We start from the raw sequence: 17,163 nt of genomic DNA on the forward strand, positions 1-17,163 counted from the left end.
TTATATTTGCCAGCGCTTGTAGCGAAAAGTGATAAAAAGGCACCAGAGCCATGAACCGCTCTGGTGCCTTCTGAAAGTTAAATATCGATGAGTAGCTGTGGCTCAACGACTTGGACAGACTATGTTGCGCTGCTATAAGCTGCATTACCCTGTATTGTCATAAAGGGTAGAACATCATTCTGGCGTAGTGCCGTACTACATTGATGGTACTACATTGACGGTACTATGCCAGATCTCAACTTTCAGTTAAAAGTAGCCTTTGAGTGAGAGCATATAGCTGCGTGGTGCTTGCCATTGATATTGATCTAACGCTGCTGTTGCGCCATTAGAAATCGACGTCACCTTTTGGCTATTAGTGATGTTGTAGGCACTGACTTGCAATTTCAGTTTTTTGATCATCGTTCCAATATCGCCAAAGGTATAAGACACATTCAGGTCTGCATTGCCATAGGCATCAATCTTATACGCTGCCGGTTCATTATTGACTGCGTATTGATCGCCGACTTGTTTATAGATCAGTGACGCATTCCAAGGGCCTTGATTAAATAGTAAGCCTAATGCAGCAGTTGATTTTGGTGCTTTAGCGATCGTGCCAGTGCCTGCGGTGTTACCGTTTTTAAATTTAGCGCTATTTAAAGAGTAGTTTGCATAAATCGCCCAGCCGCCATCAACAAGATATGTTCCTTCAGCTTCAATACCTTTGTACACCGTGCCGCCTTGATTAAAGAAGACGGTTTGTCCTGCAACGACACTTGAACCAATTTGATTGTTAAAGTCGATATAGTAAATATCACCCGCAATCTGGAAACGATCGGATTTATGGACACCACCAAATTGGTAGTTGGTGGTAGTTTGAGGATCCGGTGTATTTGTCGGGCTAGCTACTTGGAGAGCAGTTCCCAAAATTGGCACTTGCATACCTTTAGCATACTGAGCGTACAGCGAATCATTTTTGCTGAGCATATGATTCACGGTCAAGAACGGCAAACTTGCTGTAAACGTTTCTGAAAAATTGGCTGCTACGCTAGAACCTTGATTCTTGACGGCATTAACGCTACGAGTAAAGTGCGTATATTTAAATCCAGGCGTCACTGTGGTATTTTCAGTCGCAACCCATTCGAATTCCACGAAAGGCTGGTATTGCTTCCAGCTGGAGTCTTGATTAAATTTAGTACCCTTACCAGCCAAAGTAGGATCAAGTAAAGTCATGGTTGTTAAATCTAAACCATACTGATGACGTGATGTATCCGACTGCTCCAGCCAGATACCAGTACGAAGCAAACCAGCAGAAAATTCTTTAGTCGCTTTGAAAATGTCACCGTTGACACGATAGTGATTTAATTTGTCATAGCCTAAAACACCTCCCGTTGGCACCTTTGCACTGGCATAAGAACTGCCGTTTGTACCAGCCCCTGCTGCGATGACGCCATTACCTAAGTAACCCGTTGCATCAAATCCCGAGATCGTTTTATTATCGTAAAAATAGGTATACAGATTGTTGTCTGTCTGGAAGCCATCGCCCCAGTTCGTTTGTAGTCTGAGATATTCAAAATCCGTTGTCTTGTGAACAGTGTTATATGCATAATAACCTTGGCTGGTTGGGTCATTATTCAAACTGTAATTTTTACCAAACAAGGCTGCTTGCGCGAGCGTCGCGCCAGAAGCTGAATCGGGCAATTGTGTTTTGATGTCGTTATAAGTGGCAAATACAGTAAGGCGTGTGTTGCTGCCCAATTTTTGCTGGTACTTCGCAACAAAATTCGTACCGTCCATGGTGTTGTAAGTCAGATAGCCATCGCTCTTGATCTGCTGTACGTTCAATTGCAAGGTCGAGTCATTCACACCAAACTTACCGCTTTCAAAAGCGACGCCGAACAAATTCGTATTCCAGGTACCATGCGAAAAATAAACTTCCGTTCCCATTTTGGCAGCTGGCGTTTTGGAGAATAAATTGATGCTGCCGCCATACGTAGCCTGGCCAAGATTACTTGCGTTGCCAGGACCGCGCTCTACTACTACACCGCCAATCACCGCCGCTGGGAAATAAGCTGTTGAGTGATGGGTTGGATCATTCGTATCGCCAAATGGAATGCCGTCCCAGGTCACGTTATATTGAGAATCTTGAAATCCGCGCAAGACAGTTTTAGTATCCGCTGCGCCGGGGCCATTTGAGGATGGCTGTGTTGATGCACCTGGAGAGATGCCTGCGATCGTGTTGAAGTTGCCCGTTGGTGCTACGGATTGTTCAATGTAAGCACGAGAAATCACAGATTGTGGTTGCGTTGCAGTCAAATTCGCTTGCGTTGGCGCTACCGCAGCAACTGAATCACGTTTAGCAGTCACTTCAACGATTTGGCCAGCACCGGCTTGCGCACCTACCGCACCGAGATTTACTGACTCTTGGGCAAACACCATGTGCGGAGCAGCGAGAGATAACAATGAAACGGATAACGCATGGCTTAAATAGCGCTTAGGAAACGGAATTGCTTTAGACATAAATAATCCTAGGGTTGAAATAAGTGAAGATTTAAAAACCGCAACATCAAATAAATAGTTATGAAGCAAAAAATTATTTGGCTTAAAAATTCCCTTCATCAAATTTAAAATTTTTCATCGTCAACACGGTAACTCGCGTTTGATCGAATTCAAATTTATTTAAAAATGATGAATTTAATTTTTCTAATTAATTTTGTTTTTCTTATGATGGCTCGCATCCTAAGAAAGATTTATTACAAGAAAAAGACATTCGAAAATATCAAAACTTCTTGTTGTATTTGGCTTTGATTAAGCTAAATTTAATTTTCGAGAGAAAAAAATATGCCTCAATTCGTGTGCGAAATTTTTTAAGCATTCTTTAATTATTTTTTAAGGGCTTTAAATATTGCGAAGGAAAATTTCTCCAAAGAAATCATTTTGTAATTGAAGTGAACTCTGCGAAGATGGCGATCTTCGGTTTTTAATTTTTTCTGCGTAAAAAAGATATCTGTCTCTAAAAGAAAGAATGGAAGTACATGAAATTACTGTTGATTGAGGATGACCTGATGATAGGCGAGAGCCTGGTGGAGGGCTTGCAGAAAGAAAAATATCAGGTTGACTGGGTCAAAGACGGGCTTGCCGCGGACGCTGCTTTAATTGCGAGTGATTATCATATTGTATTGCTTGATCTTGGACTGCCGAAGATGCAAGGCTTAGAAGTACTTCGAAAATATCGTCAAAGTAAAGGCACTGCCGCCATCTTAATTATTACCGCAAGAGATGCAACTTTCGACAGAATCAAAGGCCTAGATACCGGGGCGGATGACTATCTGGTTAAACCTTTTGATCTCGATGAATTATATGCTCGCATTCGTGCTTTGCTACGGCGCTGTCATATCGCTCAAGACCCGTCATTAAATCATTGTGGTCTGACGCTGAACATTTCGACGCATGAAGTATTTTTTCATGGCGAAGAAATACATTTATCGTTAAATGAATTTAATCTGATGTTGGCCTTGATAGAGATACCGGGAAAAGTCATTTCAAAAGCAAAATTAGAAGAAAAAATTTATGGATGGGATGAAGATATCGAAAGTAATACGATTGAAGTGTATATCCACATGCTAAGAAAAAAATTGGGTGCCGATTTTATTAAAAATGTGCGCGGTGTTGGTTATAAATTGATGAATGAAATCGAAAAATGAGAACCATACGCCAGCAACTATTAATCGGATTAATGTCCGGCATGGTGATAACGATTATCGCGGTTTGTATTGGTAGTTATCTCAAAGTAAGGCACGAAACCAATGAGCTCTTCGACTACCAGTTGAAGCAAATTGTGCGTTCATTTCCTGCGAATATGACATTGCAGCAAAGTGAAACGGCAGATAAACATCCAGGTAAAAAAATCGTTGTTCAGGTTTGGAATAAAGATCGTGTCATGGTGTTTACGTCTAATCCTGCAAAAAACTTACCGTTGTATAGCAACACAGGATTTTTTGAAGTCATGGCTGGTGATAAAGCCTGGCGCGTTTACAGTGAAGAAAATAATCATCAGGTGGTACAGGTAGGTCAACTGATACCTGATCGGGAGAATATTGAGTTCAGTTTGGCTTTGCGCTCGCTGATTCCATTTTTAATTTTGATTCCGACTCTTGCTTCACTAATCTGGTTTGTCGTTGGGCGTAGTTTGCAACCGTTGACACGACTCGCAACGGCATTAGGTGAGCGTTCTGCGGATGCACTGCAACCGTTAGATACGCATGGTTATACGCCGGAAATGATGCCGATCGTAACGGCGATCAACGCGCTATTTTTAAGAGTGGATAGCTCGATTCAGCTGCAAAAAATGTTTGTCGTTGATGCTGCTCATGAATTGCGAACACCTCTGGCAGCTTTGAAATTGCAGTTGCAATTAGTTGAGCGTACAAGCGATGATGAAGAACGCAAAACCGGAATCAAAAAACTCCATGAACGTCTGAATCGCGCCACGCATTTGGTTCAGCAATTATTGATACTTGCACGTCAGAGTGACATGGATGAACAAAAAATAGAGCAGAAAGTTTCTGTACCAAAGTTAGCCAGACAAGTGGTTGGAGATTTTTCTTTACTGGCTGAAAATAAAAATATTGATCTTGGGGTCGATGTCGCTGAAGAAGACTTATTCATTCAAGGAAATGTCGATTCCTTGAGGGTAATGTTAGGGAATATCGTTGATAACGCGATACGTTACACCGCAAAAAATGGCCGCATCGATGTCAGTGTAAAAAAAGAAAATAATAAAATATTTCTCGCAGTTAGCGACAATGGAATGGGTATTCCGACAGGTGATCGCGAGCGTATTTTTGATCGTTTTTATCGCTGTGAAGGTAGTGGCGAATCAGGTAGCGGCCTTGGATTGGCAATCGTCAAAAATGTGGCGGACATGCATAAGGCAGTCATTACATTATCTGATGCTCAAGTAGGGACAGGACTGATATTTACAGTTTCTTTTGAGTTGCCCGCAAATTCTTAGGAGCACGATTAAAGCGACAGTGCGACTAGGGCGACTAGCGTGGGTGAAACCTGCGCTGCTGTTATTTCCTGCTTAAAAACGCTTGTTTAAAATTGGTGGGTTGGCCCCACTTTTTGACTGCAGTGTCTTCGATTTAAATTTGAATCATCTAAGCCGGGAGTATTAAGCGGAATAATCCTCCATTTTGATTCGATAGTTCGATGCGCCCCTGTTGATTATTATTGACGTGCAAAGCGGCTATTCGTTTAGCTAAAAGCAAACCTAAGCCGGTTCCGTTTTGGCTGGCTGGAATGTTGCTATAGTCCTCTTCCAGTACCGTGTCAGAAAAACCCGGCCCATCGTCATGAACACTCATTTCAAGATAGCCAGAACACTCTTTTGCGCTAATCACGATGCGACTCTTTGCATACCTTGAAGCATTTTGCAAAGCATTGACCAGTATCATTCTGACCAACATTTCGTCATACACCCATAGCACTGGTGCCTGGTTAAGTTCGCTGTTAATCTCGATATCTGATTGCCCATATTTATTTGCGGCTAATTCGAAGATCAAATCTTCTGGGGCATGTGAGTTGAGATTCAACCGCAGCAGTTCGTGTTCGCTGCGATAGAAAACGAGTAGTCTTGTAAGGGTATCGGAAATATTAAAAATGGCCTGCACGGTTGGCGTATCGCCATGTGATTCAGCGGCAGAGGCAATACTCGACAAACTATTTTTGACATCGTGTATGGTTATTGCCGCAATGTGAGCGAAGCTCATAATGGTGTGTCCAATTGGTATTTGGTTTGAATTTTTTTGAGAAAACGTGAGATTTCCGGTAACTTAGGATGCTCTTTATTTGCTTTTGCGATCGTTATAGCAAACTCTTTCGCTTGTTTGATTTTGATGGCGTCCATCTGGTTCATCAACACATCGGCAAGTAAAGATAGCGAGGCATTTGCCACGATTTGCATATTGTTTGGCAAACGAAAAGCGGCCTCGGTCAGCATTTGTGAAGCTTCTGCATAGGCGCCGGATTTCGCCTTTAAAACCGCTTCATTATTCAGGTTAACGACTTCTTGCGTAGAGCGTTCTATTAGCTCTTTCGCCGCTTCCTCGCCACCGTGATGTTTGAAAATAGTTGATACCGCATTTTTGACTTCTTCGGAGTCTGGATTATTTTGCAGGACGTATTTGAGTATATCCCCTGCAGTTGCAGCTCTGTCGTTGACCAGACAGGCTTTGGCAAGGGCGAATGCTAATTCTTCTGAAATTCCAGTACTTCCTCCGCTCAAAGCTCTATCCAAGGCTTCTTCGGCGAGTTCGGTTTTGCCTGCTTTATGTAAAGCTTGTGCTTCCATCGCTGAAACAGAACGCAGCTCACCTGTTCCCTTGAAAGTTATCTTCGCGTCTTCGATGATATTGATGGCCTTCGCAGCGTCATTCATTTCCAGATAGGCGCTACTGAGTTTGACGTAATCTGCCGGATCTCTTAGTGGTGAATTTTTGGTCTTTTTTAATACGGTAGTCAACGCTTGTTCGACCCGTTTAAAATCGCCCGTGCGTTCGGCCAGACCGGCAAGAGAGCGTTGGCGCATTAACGAGTTGGGCGCCACCGTGCTCGCCTTGTCCAGAATCGCAATGGCGGCGGCATCGTCACCTGATTCGGTATGTATTTTTCCTAGCAAGTCATACGCAGACAAGAGGTTTGGGCTGTCATTAATTAAGTCGCTTAAGAGTTGCTTTGCTTGTTCACCATTGCCTTTCGCTTTCATCGCTTTAGCTAGTCCAAGTTTGGCCCACGGCATCGCACGCAAGCTCAATGCTTGCTCGTAAAACTGCATCGCCTCGTCATTCTTTTCTGCCATTAATAAGGCATTTCCTTTGATACGCATGGCATCGACCAAATATTTGTCACGGGTGGCGATGATGTCATCACAGGCGGCAATGATCTCCAGCCATGCTGACTTGTCATGAAGTTGGTCGATTGCCTGGAGGCGTATCTTTTTTTCCATCAGGCGCTGAAAGCGCGAACGCAAGGTCTCGGCGGTAAATGGTTTTAGCAGATAATCATCGGGCAAACATTCGGCTGCGGTGATCACGCTTTCATAGCCGGTTTCAGCGGTGATCATGATGAATAGGGTCGCGCGGCTGATAATCTTGGCGGTGCGTAAATATTCGAGAAATTGTTGACCATCGGTGGAACCGCCGAGGTAATAATCGCATAGGATGACGTCAAAGCGTTTCTGTTTGAGTAACTCAAGTGCATCACGTATGCTTGCTGCGATACCGACGTTGGTTATTTCTAATGACCCTATTTGATTTCGTAAAGAGCTGCGCATGTCGGCCATGTCATCAATGATGAGAACATGTTTGTCTTTGTACGAAATAATTTTGCTCATAGTAGTCTCAAGGGACTGCAAACTTCATCGTAAGGACATAAACAGACGGTTAGTTCGTCTTTGTTTTTTTGTGTCTGTTAATCTGTCGTCGTTGTGATTGTTGTTGCTCAAGCTTTTGATGGCCCTGAGATTAGGGAATTAGCACGGAAACCCCTGATCTGATTTACTTTTTTAATATTATTTGGCTATTAACTGTTTTTATAGCACAAGTCATACCAATAACAATAACACATAGATAAGATTTGACATCTGCGCCACGCACATGATGTATTTATCGCACATTGGCATAGCTAGTGAGTAGCTCTAACCAGCATTAAACCAGATTTTTTGTTGTTTTTGCCATGTTGCCTTGTCGATAGAGTAGGTCGCAACATCTTTCTCGTTCCAACGTTCAATTCCGCGATAATTCAATCCCAATTTTTTCATGACGCGCGAAGAGGCAGTATTTTCAGGCATGCAAATCGCGTAGAGTGATTCCGCCTTCAGAATATCAAAGGCAAATGCAGCCATTGCTCTGGCGGCTTCGCTCGCATAACCCTTCCCCCACTTGTCCTTACGCAGGCGCGAGCCAATTTCAAGCGGATTTTTTGGATCGCGTCCCAAATATTGTATGCAACCGGCGCCTATGATTTCCTGGCTTTCGATCTCAATAAAACTCCACCACGAAAATCCAATTTCTTCCCAGCGCGCCTTAACCCTTTCGATCATGTTCAGGGTTTCCTCTCTTGTTTCGGCCTGACCTGAGATATAGCGCATGACTTCCGGGTCGCTGTTGAGGCGACATAGCCCTTCAAGATGACTATCCGTGATGGGCTCAAGACGTAAGCGAGCTGTGGTGAGTATGGTCATGTTGAGCAAGCAAAAAGACAGAGAATGGCCTGAAAAATGACGGTAGTGAAATAACGTCAGTAGAATTTATGGTAACTTTGAAAATTCTTTTCAGCAAGGTTTAAGTTTTTCTCGTTCCAACATGGGTAAAAAAAACGCCACCCAACAATGGCGGGTGGCGGGTGGCGTTTGGCGATGTCGGCATCTTAGTGCGACATCGGAATCAAATAAATTAACGCTTGAATTGCATTTCTGCGATGCGGTCAGCAACGATGCTGGTTGCCAGACTTTCAGCTTCAGCACGTTCGAAGATTTCAGTCAGTGTTTCGCCGATACGGCGTACATGAGCATCCATGCCGTCTTCTGGCGTATTCAGGTATTCATAGCAAACTTTGATAATGCCACCGGCGTTGATGACAAAGTCTGGCGCGTACAAAATACCTTTTTGACGGCAAGCTTCGCCGATTTCTGGTGACGCTAACTGGTTGTTTGCAGCACCAGCAACAATCGTTGCTTTGAGACGGGACAGCGTATCTGCATTCAGTGTCGCACCCAAAGCGCATGGGGCGTAGATGTCGGCTTGCACGTCGTAGATGGCATCGATGCCGACAACTTCGGCGTTTAATTCTTCTTGTGCACGTTTTAATGCCCCTTGATCGATATCAGCGACGATCAATTTTGCACCAGCTTCTTTCAGACGACGTGCATAGTCGTAACCGACATGACCCAGACCTTGCAGAGCAACGGTCAGACCTTCCATGCTGTCACGTTTCAAATGGTGTTTGACAGCAGCTTGCGCACCGACGAAACAACCTAATGCGGTAAATGGAGATGGATCGCCACGGTCACCGAGGCCAGCTACGTATTTCGTTTTGCTGGCAACATTCGCCATGTCTGCCGGGCTGGTGCCGACGTCTTCTGCCGTTACATAACGGCCACCGAGGCGTTCTAATGCTTCACCCAAAGCCTCAAACAGGGCTGGAGTTTTATCTGTCTTTGGATTGCCAATGATCACGCTCTTACCGCCGCCGATTGGCAGGCCAGCAACAGCGTTTTTATAAGTCATTCCGCGGGAAAGGCGCAATACATCGCGCACTGCTTCCGCTTCGCTGGCGTAGTTCCACATACGGCAACCGCCCATAGCTGGGCCGAGGTTGGTGTTGTGAACTGCGATAATGGCTTTCAGGCCTGATTTTGCTTCAGAAGCAAAAACAACTTGTTCGTGATTGTCAAAATTGATTTCGTTAAATACAAAAGCGGTCATGCTTATGGCTCCGCGCGGAGGTTTGACTCTGTATGCCGGATAAGGCTGAATCATTTTCCGCAGAAAAAGTGAATAAAAATAATGAAAACAGCAAAAGACAGCAAAAAACAAGCAAGTGACTACTGGTTGTTGTAATCAATGCTACTGGTTGGTGATTGTGTCACGCGCGCCGAAGTATAAGGGAGGAGCGGGTGTTAACTCAAATTTTATTATTTATTTTAAAACTAAATTTTTTTGAGCTGAGCGATAGTGGTTCTAAGCCGCGGCCTGGTTCAGAGTTGTATGTAGCATCGTCAGCAATTCCGAGGTATAGCGAGTTTGCGACTTGACGCAACTGCCACGCGAATAAGAATTCATAAAACCATGTTTGGTTGCTTTGGCGATCTCGGCTTGATGTCCACGTTGTTGCAGGTCGCTGACCAGTTCACGTGGCGTAAATGCAGCTTCATGTTCGGCAAAAATTAAACGTATCGGACAGATTGGTTGAATATTGCGATATTCGCGAATACGCGAGCCGTAAAACAACACGGTGTTTTGTAGTTGTTGCATACACGTGTGTTCGCTATTAATCCACAACGCACTTGCTCCAGCACTAAAGCCAATGGCAAATTTTAATGATGTATGTTCTTGAAGAATGCTTTTCAACTTTTCAGCATAACGACTAACGCCACCCCCAACGATGAAGGCTTGATATGCATCTTGTTCTGAATAAAAGTGACTATCTGGGTCATCCCATGGCGTGACAACAATGGCGTTGACTGATAGTTGGCGTACCAGGCCAGATACCGCGGGCGTATGTCCAAACACATCGGTGGCAATCAGAACAGTAGCTTGGGATGGGGAAATGCTGGATGACGAGGCAGATTTAACAGAAGCAGGCACAGGTAATTACAGAAAAGCAAAGGAGGGCGGAGACTACCGGACTTGTACTGAAATTGCAAGGATAGTTGTGTTTAGCTTGTTTGGACGACTTTTCATGAGTTTTATTTTGACAGGAACTTTATCTGTCGTGGATACTGCATAGTTGATAACAAAATTGCTCAGTTTTCTATTTTTAAGGGCAGCCGCCCTATATATTTTTGGGCAAAATAAATCATAGATATTTTCAATATAGTTGACTTACCACATCTGAAATCTGGAGACTTACCATGTTACGACCTAGTTTGATTGTATTGGCTGTTGCTTTTGTTCTGGCTGGATGCAAAGAAAAGCCAGAAGATGGCAAGGCAAAAGCCAGTGCTTCAGCGAGCGCAACATTAGCGGATCAAGCGTTATTGGTGACTCAGGAAGATTTGGCGCAGATACAGAGTAATGCCATGTCCTCAGGCCCGGTTATCACTGGCTCGGTGCAGCCAGAGCGCAAAGCGGATTTGCGGGCCGAGATTGCTTCCGTTGTTTTGCAAGTCTTTAAAGAAAATGGTGAAACTGTTAAACGTGGTGATTTATTGGTACGTCTCGATGATACGTCGATTAAAGACAGCTTACATTCTGCTGAAGAAGCAGAGCGTGCCGCAGTGCAGACTTTTGATCAGGCAGAGCGCCAGTTTCAGCGTCTGAAAACCTTGCGCGCGTCCGGCATGACGTCGACGCAGCAATTAGAAGACGCGGAAATCCGCCGTAACAATACTCAAAGCGATCTGGTCGCCGCCAAAGCCCGCACCGTGCAAGCGCGCCAACAATTGCAGCGCACTGAAGTGCGTGCCCCTTTTGATGGTGTGGTCAGCGAGCGCAAGGTGTCGTCAGGTGATACGGCACAACTCGGTAAAGAACTGGTCAAAGTGATTGATCCGACCAGCTTGCGTTTTGAAGGATTGGTATCAGCGGATAAAGTGAATAACGTCAAGCTTGGTCAATCCGTGCGGTTTCACATCAATGGCTATGGTGATCAGGAATTCAGCGGCAAAGTGAAACGTATCGATCTGGCTGCAAACGCGACGACTCGTCAGGTCGAAGTATTAGTGACGTTCAATGATAATGCACAGCCACGTGTTTCAGGTCTCTATGCAGAAGGCATGATTGAGGCCGCCACGACGCAGACTCTGATGATCGCCAGCTCAGCCCTGGTACGTGAAGGTGATAAAGCCTACGCATGGTTGGCGAAAGATGGCAGGTTAAAAAAAGTCAGTTTAAGCGTAGGCGAGCGTGATGCTCGTCATGGCGACTATGCAATCTTGGCAGGTTTGAAAGAAGGCGACCGTATCATACGCACGCCGATTGCGACTTTGAAAGACGGCCAAAAATTTACCATGGTGGCCTCGGTTTCAAATAAATTGCCTGTCGCGGTAGCTGGCGCTGCATCTCAGCCCGCGGTCAATTCAGCGGGGAAATAAGCCATGTTTTTATCTGACTTTAGTATCAAACGCCCGATTGCGATGATTGTGATCATCATCGCCCTGATGGCACTGGGCTTGTTGGCACTCAAAAAGTTGAAGGTCAATCAGATTCCGGATGTCCAGCAACCGGTATTGGTCGTGAGTATCCCTTACCCAGGTGCGTCACCAGATACGGTAGAGCGTGAGATCATCAATCGCGTCGAAAAGGCCATGCAAAGTATTACCGGCGTCTATCAATTGCGCTCCACTGCAAATGAAGGTTCAGCGACCATCGTGTTGATCTTCAATTTTGGTAAAAATATGGTGGAGGCCTCGGATGAAGTGCGAAATTCGATCGCTTCAGTACGCTATAAATTACCCGTAGAAATGCGTGAACCAGTGCTGGAAAGGATAGATCCTTCGGCGCAACCGATTATGCAATTGGCATTGTCGTCAGATGTCTTGAGCCATGCGGAAATTTCACGCAAAGCGGAAGATGAGTTAGCAGATAAATTTCGTGCCATTGATGGTGTTGCTACGGTGACGGTAGATGGTGCGCTGCGCCGCGAGTTGAGCGTGTTATTGCATGCTCAAAAGCTGCGTGAATACAATGTGTCAGTGTCGGAAGTAGTCAATGCACTGAGAAATCAAAATACCACTGCGCCTGTCGGAAAAATTACCGGACACTTAACCGAACAAAGTATACGTCTGATCGGTCGTATTGAATCGCCAAGAGAATTTCAATCCATCGTCGTGAAAAAGCGTGGCAATGAAATTATACGCTTGGCACAGGTGGCAGACATTGAGGACGGATTTTCTGAGCTGAACGGTTTCAGCATGCACAACGGCCATCCCAATGTTGGCATTTCCATCACGCGGTCACGCGAAGCAAGTACAGTTACAGTTGCTACCCATGTTCGCGATCTGGTCGCTGAGATTAATAAGACGCTACCTGCTGGTAGCAAATTAGAAGTGACTCAGGATGGCGGTAAAGATGCGGAGAGCAGCCTTGATAACGTCATTGAATCATTGATGTTTGGTGCCGTACTCACGATTTTTGTGGTGTACGTATTTTTAAATTCCTGGCGTTCTACATTAATCACGGCACTCAGTCTGCCTACCTCCGTCATTGCTGCTTTTATCGCCATTTGGTTGAGTGGTTTTACGCTTAATTTTATGACCTTGCTTGGCTTGTCTTTGGCGATTGGGGTGTTGATTGATGATGCGATTGTGGTGCGTGAAAATATTGTGCGTCATATGGAAATGGGTGTTGATCGTCGTACCGCCGCCAGTAACGGCACTAAAGAAATTGGTTTGGCGGTAGCCGCAACCACGTTTTCTATTATCGCTGTATTTATTCCTGTGGCATTTATGCCTGGCATCTCAGGTGAATGGTTTCGTCCGTTTGCATTGACTGTGGCCAGCTCAGTACTCGTTAGTTTGTTTATCTCTTTTACGCTTGATCCGATGTTGTCTGCATATTGGGGTGACCCGGTAGGACATCATTTACTACCAAAAAAAGGGATTAGCCTTGTCTTGGCAAAATTCAATGACTGGTTTGATTATCAGGCTGACCGCTACGGTAACGTGATTGCCTGGGCATTACATCACCGGGTCTGGATGGCGGTGATCGCCGGCGTCAGTCTGGTGGGAGCAATCGCACTTCACGCAACGTTCGGAGGCTCCAGCTTTTTACCGAGTGCCGATAACGGCACCATTTTTATTGACATTCGCACGCCATCTAGTTCCAGCCTCGAATATTCGCGTCTGAAAGTTGAAAAAGCCGCCGAAATCGCGCGTAGTTTGAAGGTCACCAAAGCGACTAATAGCACCATTAATAGTGGTGGTGGACGGGTTTATGTGGATATTGGTAAGAGTACCGAACGCAAGCCATCTGCCGCCGAAGTCGCGACGGATTTACGTAAGCTCCTGGTGCAAGTGATAGGGGCAGAATATGTGGTACAGGATGATTTGAATAATGACGGCGGCAAGCCGGTACAGATTAATTTTTCTGGCCCAGATGCGCGTAAATTACTGATCATCGCCAATGAATTTATGGAAAAATTACGCAAGGTTGATGGTGCGGTTGATGTAGGTTTATCTCAACAAGACCCTAAAGATGAGTTGCAGATCGAGCTCAATCGTGGTCTGGCAAATTCTCTCGGTATTTCGGTCAATGACGCAGCGCAGGCTTTACGTGTAGCATTTGCTGGCGTTGAGGTCGGTGATTGGGTTGATCCTACCGGGGAAGCACGTGATGTGGCAGTCCGTCTGCACCCGAATGATAGAATTAATGCTGAAAATATCGAACGCTTACCGATCGCGGTGAATAACAGCGATACCATGGTGCCGCTCGAGCAAATCGCAAAAATCACCATGGGTAAAGGACCATCACAAATCAAGCACACTGACGGCAAACGCATGATGGCCGTATCAGCAAATACACAGGGTAGGTCGCCTGGTGAGGTAACCGCCGAGGCATTAAAAATTGCTAAGGCCATGAGTTTTCCTGCCGGGTATTCTTTAGATCTTGGCGGTGCAGCACGTTCACAGAAAGAATTGTTCACCGAAATGACAATTGCTCTGGTCATGGGTATTGGCCTGATGTATCTGATTTTGGTCATGCAGTTTGGCTCTTTTACTGCCCCGGTAGCCGTAATGTTGTCTTTACCTTTGAGTTTAATCGGTGTGGTGCTTGCGCTGTTATTGACCCACGGTACGCTTAATCTGATGAGCTTTATCGGCATCATTATGTTGATGGGCCTGGTTGCCAAGAATGCGATTTTGCTGCTCGATTGCGCGCGCAAGCGTGAGCAGGAAGGCTTTGATCGCGAGGAATCCTTAATGTATGCGGGGCGCAAACGCTTACGCCCGATTCTGATGACTACATTTGCTTTGATTGCTGGCATGTTGCCGGTGGCGATAGGTCTTGGTGAAGGTGGGGAGTTTTATCGTCCGCTGGCGATTGCGATTATTGGTGGAACCATTACCTCTACCTTGTTGACATTGTTGGTTGTGCCGACCTTCTATGACAGCATAGAAATTAGTCGTGATCGTATGATGGCGAAGTATCGTTCTCGTGTGGTTCGTTGGAATGCTTTTTTTGCTGCGTTAGCGACCGGCTTGGAGGCAGTATTGACGGTGACATTTATTCGCTTTATTTTCCGTCTTCCGGTGCGTCTGATCAGAATGTTCAAACCTGTCAAAAATGTTTGAAGCGTATGTTCATTCGCGTATCGTAGAGGGATGGAAAGTACAGCATAAAGCGTTTTGAGGGGTATTCTGGATTTCTTGCTTGACGAGCAGGTTTCAAATCTGGATACTTCGCGCACTGTTAAAATGTGACAAAACGTTTCTGGAATAACGTCCATAAATTAACAACGGCCTTTACCAAGGCCGTTTGTTTATTCTTCAACAAAAACAATTGAACTGGAGATACCAATGAGTCAAGCAGCACCCGCTGTCGCAGCAAAGATGCCGCCGCAGATTCCTTACATCATTGCGAATGAAGGCTGTGAGCGCTTTAGTTTTTACGGCATGCGCAACATTCTCACATCGTTCCTGATTAGCAGCTTGCTGTTATCGATGCCTGAAAATTTACGCGCAGGAATGGCTAAAGAAATTTTCCATACGTTTGTTATCGGCGTGTATTTTTTCCCATTACTGGGTGGTTGGTTAGCCGACAGATTTTTTGGTAAATATAATACGGTGTTTTGGCTTAGTCTGGTGTACTGCGCCGGACATGCTTGTCTGGCCATATTTGACGATAATCCACGCGGATTTTACGTTGGCTTATTTCTCATCGCTTTTGGTTCTGGCGGGATTAAACCCTTGGTTTCATCGTTTGTTGGTGACCAATTTGACCAAAGCAATCGCAGCATGGCGCAAAAAGTGTTCGAGGCATTTTATTGGATCATCAATTTGGGTTCCTTCTTTGCATCGATATTAATGCCGTATTTTTTGAAGCAATTAGGTGCTGGCGTTGCATTTGGCATACCTGGTATTTTGATGTTAATCGCGACCATTATTTTCTGGTCGGGCCGCAAGAAATATGTGCACGTCGCCCCGGTTGCAAAAGATCCGCATTCTTTTATAAATGTCGTACGTACTGCACTGCTGGCAGAAGTATCAGGTAAAGCACGCACCGGTTTATATATCGCTGTGTTGGGCGTGATTGCTGCAGTTGGTGTGTTGTTGACGATACCAACGCTGGCGCTGGTGCCAGCCATATGTCTCGCATTGGTGATGTTGCTTGGTTTTGGCGGTATCGGTACCTGGATACAGTTGGATCGCGCCTACGGCACCCATCCTGATGTGATTGTGGATGGTGTACGCTCGGTATTGCGTGTTCTGGTGATTTTTGCATTAGTGACGCCATTCTGGTCTTTGTTTGATCAAAAAGCGTCTACATGGGTGGTACAAGCGGATTCGATGGTAAAGCCTTCCTGGTTCCAGTCATCGCAAATGCAAGCCTTGAATCCTATGCTGGTGATGCTCCTGATTCCATTTAATAATCTGGTCTTGTACCCTATGTGCAAACGCCTTGGTCTGGAATTAACGGCTTTGCGTCGCATGGGTTTAGGGATTGCTTTTTCAGGTTTTGCCTGGATCGTAGTGGGATTTATGCAGTTGGCAATGGATGGTGGCAATACTTTGTCAATTACCTGGCAAATCCTGCCATACGCTTTGTTGACGCTTGGTGAGGTGTTGGTATCGACGACGGGTCTTGAGTTCGCTTATGGTCAGGCACCGCTGGCGATGAAGGGCGTGATTATGAGTTTTTGGAGTCTGACAGTGACCATTGGTAACTTGTGGGTATTGCTGGCGGATGCAAGTGTTAAAAGTGCACCAGTCATGGAACAGATCAAAACTTCAGGCATCAGTACGACAGCCTTCTTAATGTTCTTCTTCGCAGGCTTTGCTTTGTTAGCATCTCTGGTGTTTGCAATGTACGCTAAAAATTACAAAATGCATAACTATTATCGGCAAGCCTAAGTTTGACCCCGCAGTTAAGGCGACAATGTTAGCTTATTGAGTCAGCTTCGAGTGCTATTAGAAGTCCTCAATAGCGCTTCAATATATACAGGCTATTGGTTTTTTTATTAACGAGATTGCGCTCTTCGCAATCTCGTTTTTTTGTATTTTATTTCCTACAAAAAATCGATCACCAATAGTTTAATCCTTTGATTTTATCTTCATTCTTTACTAAATTAACTACATTACTTTTCAATAGTGCGATAGTTTTTTTCAGATCAAATGTGATCGATCCTCACTTGAAATAAAAAATCGTTTTTAGCCGCAGATGAGTGCTGCGATCAAATTAATTTGATTGAAACCAAGTGACCCATAAATATATCCCCCCACCATAGGTCCCGATACTGATCCGA

The 17,163-nt window shown here is 45.0% G+C and carries 11 protein-coding genes; 5 read left to right on the top strand and 6 right to left on the bottom strand.

What is annotated here, in order from left to right:
- Nucleotides 1-246: 246 nt before the first annotated feature.
- Nucleotides 247-2,496 carry a TonB-dependent receptor gene (locus ACO0KY_RS03065; protein ID WP_423044101.1) on the bottom strand — a complete coding sequence of 750 codons (2,250 nt, stop codon included), beginning with the start codon at nt 2,494-2,496 and terminating at the stop codon, nt 247-249.
- A 515-nt stretch (nt 2,497-3,011) separates the two neighbouring features.
- Between ACO0KY_RS03065 and ACO0KY_RS03070 the strand changes: the two genes are divergently transcribed.
- Entirely contained in the window at nt 3,012-3,680 is a 669-nt protein-coding gene (locus tag ACO0KY_RS03070; RefSeq protein ID WP_423044103.1) for a response regulator, read from the top strand.
- A complete protein-coding gene (locus tag ACO0KY_RS03075; protein ID WP_423044105.1) occupies nt 3,677-4,990 on the top strand; it encodes an ATP-binding protein in 1,314 nt (437 codons plus the stop codon). The genes ACO0KY_RS03070 and ACO0KY_RS03075 overlap by 4 nt, the downstream gene beginning before the upstream one ends.
- 148 nt (nt 4,991-5,138) lie before the next feature.
- On the opposite strand, the gene ACO0KY_RS03080 is transcribed toward ACO0KY_RS03075, so the two are convergent.
- The 5 genes from ACO0KY_RS03080 to ACO0KY_RS03100 all read right to left on the bottom strand — a co-directional run bounded on the left by ACO0KY_RS03080 (nt 5,139) and on the right by ACO0KY_RS03100 (nt 10,346).
- Nucleotides 5,139-5,750 carry a sensor histidine kinase gene (locus ACO0KY_RS03080; protein ID WP_423044107.1) on the bottom strand — a complete coding sequence of 204 codons (612 nt, stop codon included), beginning with the start codon at nt 5,748-5,750 and terminating at the stop codon, nt 5,139-5,141.
- On the bottom strand, nt 5,747-7,372 hold the full coding sequence (locus ACO0KY_RS03085) for a response regulator (RefSeq protein WP_423044109.1): 1,626 nt from the start codon (nt 7,370-7,372) through the stop codon (nt 5,747-5,749). Before ACO0KY_RS03085 ends, ACO0KY_RS03080 begins: the two co-directional genes overlap by 4 nt.
- 303 nt (nt 7,373-7,675) lie before the next feature.
- Nucleotides 7,676-8,221 (bottom strand): GNAT family N-acetyltransferase, encoded by a 546-nt coding sequence (locus tag ACO0KY_RS03090; protein ID WP_423044111.1) that lies wholly within the window; start codon nt 8,219-8,221, stop codon nt 7,676-7,678.
- Between the two features lie 211 nt (nt 8,222-8,432).
- Nucleotides 8,433-9,464 (bottom strand): Leu/Phe/Val dehydrogenase, encoded by a 1,032-nt coding sequence (locus tag ACO0KY_RS03095; protein WP_423044113.1) that lies wholly within the window; start codon nt 9,462-9,464, stop codon nt 8,433-8,435.
- 255 nt (nt 9,465-9,719) lie between these two features.
- Complete coding sequence (locus ACO0KY_RS03100; RefSeq protein ID WP_423044115.1) at nt 9,720-10,346, bottom strand: hypothetical protein; 627 nt, start codon at nt 10,344-10,346, stop codon at nt 9,720-9,722.
- Nucleotides 10,347-10,612: 266 nt separating this feature from the next.
- Between ACO0KY_RS03100 and ACO0KY_RS03105 the strand changes: the two genes are divergently transcribed.
- From ACO0KY_RS03105 to ACO0KY_RS03115, 3 genes are all read left to right on the top strand, one after another.
- Nucleotides 10,613-11,794 (top strand): efflux RND transporter periplasmic adaptor subunit, encoded by a 1,182-nt coding sequence (locus tag ACO0KY_RS03105; protein ID WP_423044117.1) that lies wholly within the window; start codon nt 10,613-10,615, stop codon nt 11,792-11,794.
- A 3-nt stretch (nt 11,795-11,797) separates the two neighbouring features.
- The gene (locus ACO0KY_RS03110) at nt 11,798-14,992 is read left to right on the top strand and encodes an efflux RND transporter permease subunit (protein WP_423044119.1); all 3,195 of its coding nucleotides are present in this window, start codon (nt 11,798-11,800) and stop codon (nt 14,990-14,992) included.
- 225 nt (nt 14,993-15,217) lie between these two features.
- A complete protein-coding gene (locus ACO0KY_RS03115) occupies nt 15,218-16,771 on the top strand; it encodes an oligopeptide:H+ symporter (protein WP_423044121.1) in 1,554 nt (517 codons plus the stop codon).
- Nucleotides 16,772-17,163 lie beyond the last annotated feature (392 nt).

The sequence above is a fragment of the Undibacterium sp. Dicai25W genome, assembly GCF_049340505.1.
In the GTDB taxonomy this organism is placed as follows: domain Bacteria; phylum Pseudomonadota; class Gammaproteobacteria; order Burkholderiales; family Burkholderiaceae_D; genus Undibacterium; species Undibacterium jejuense.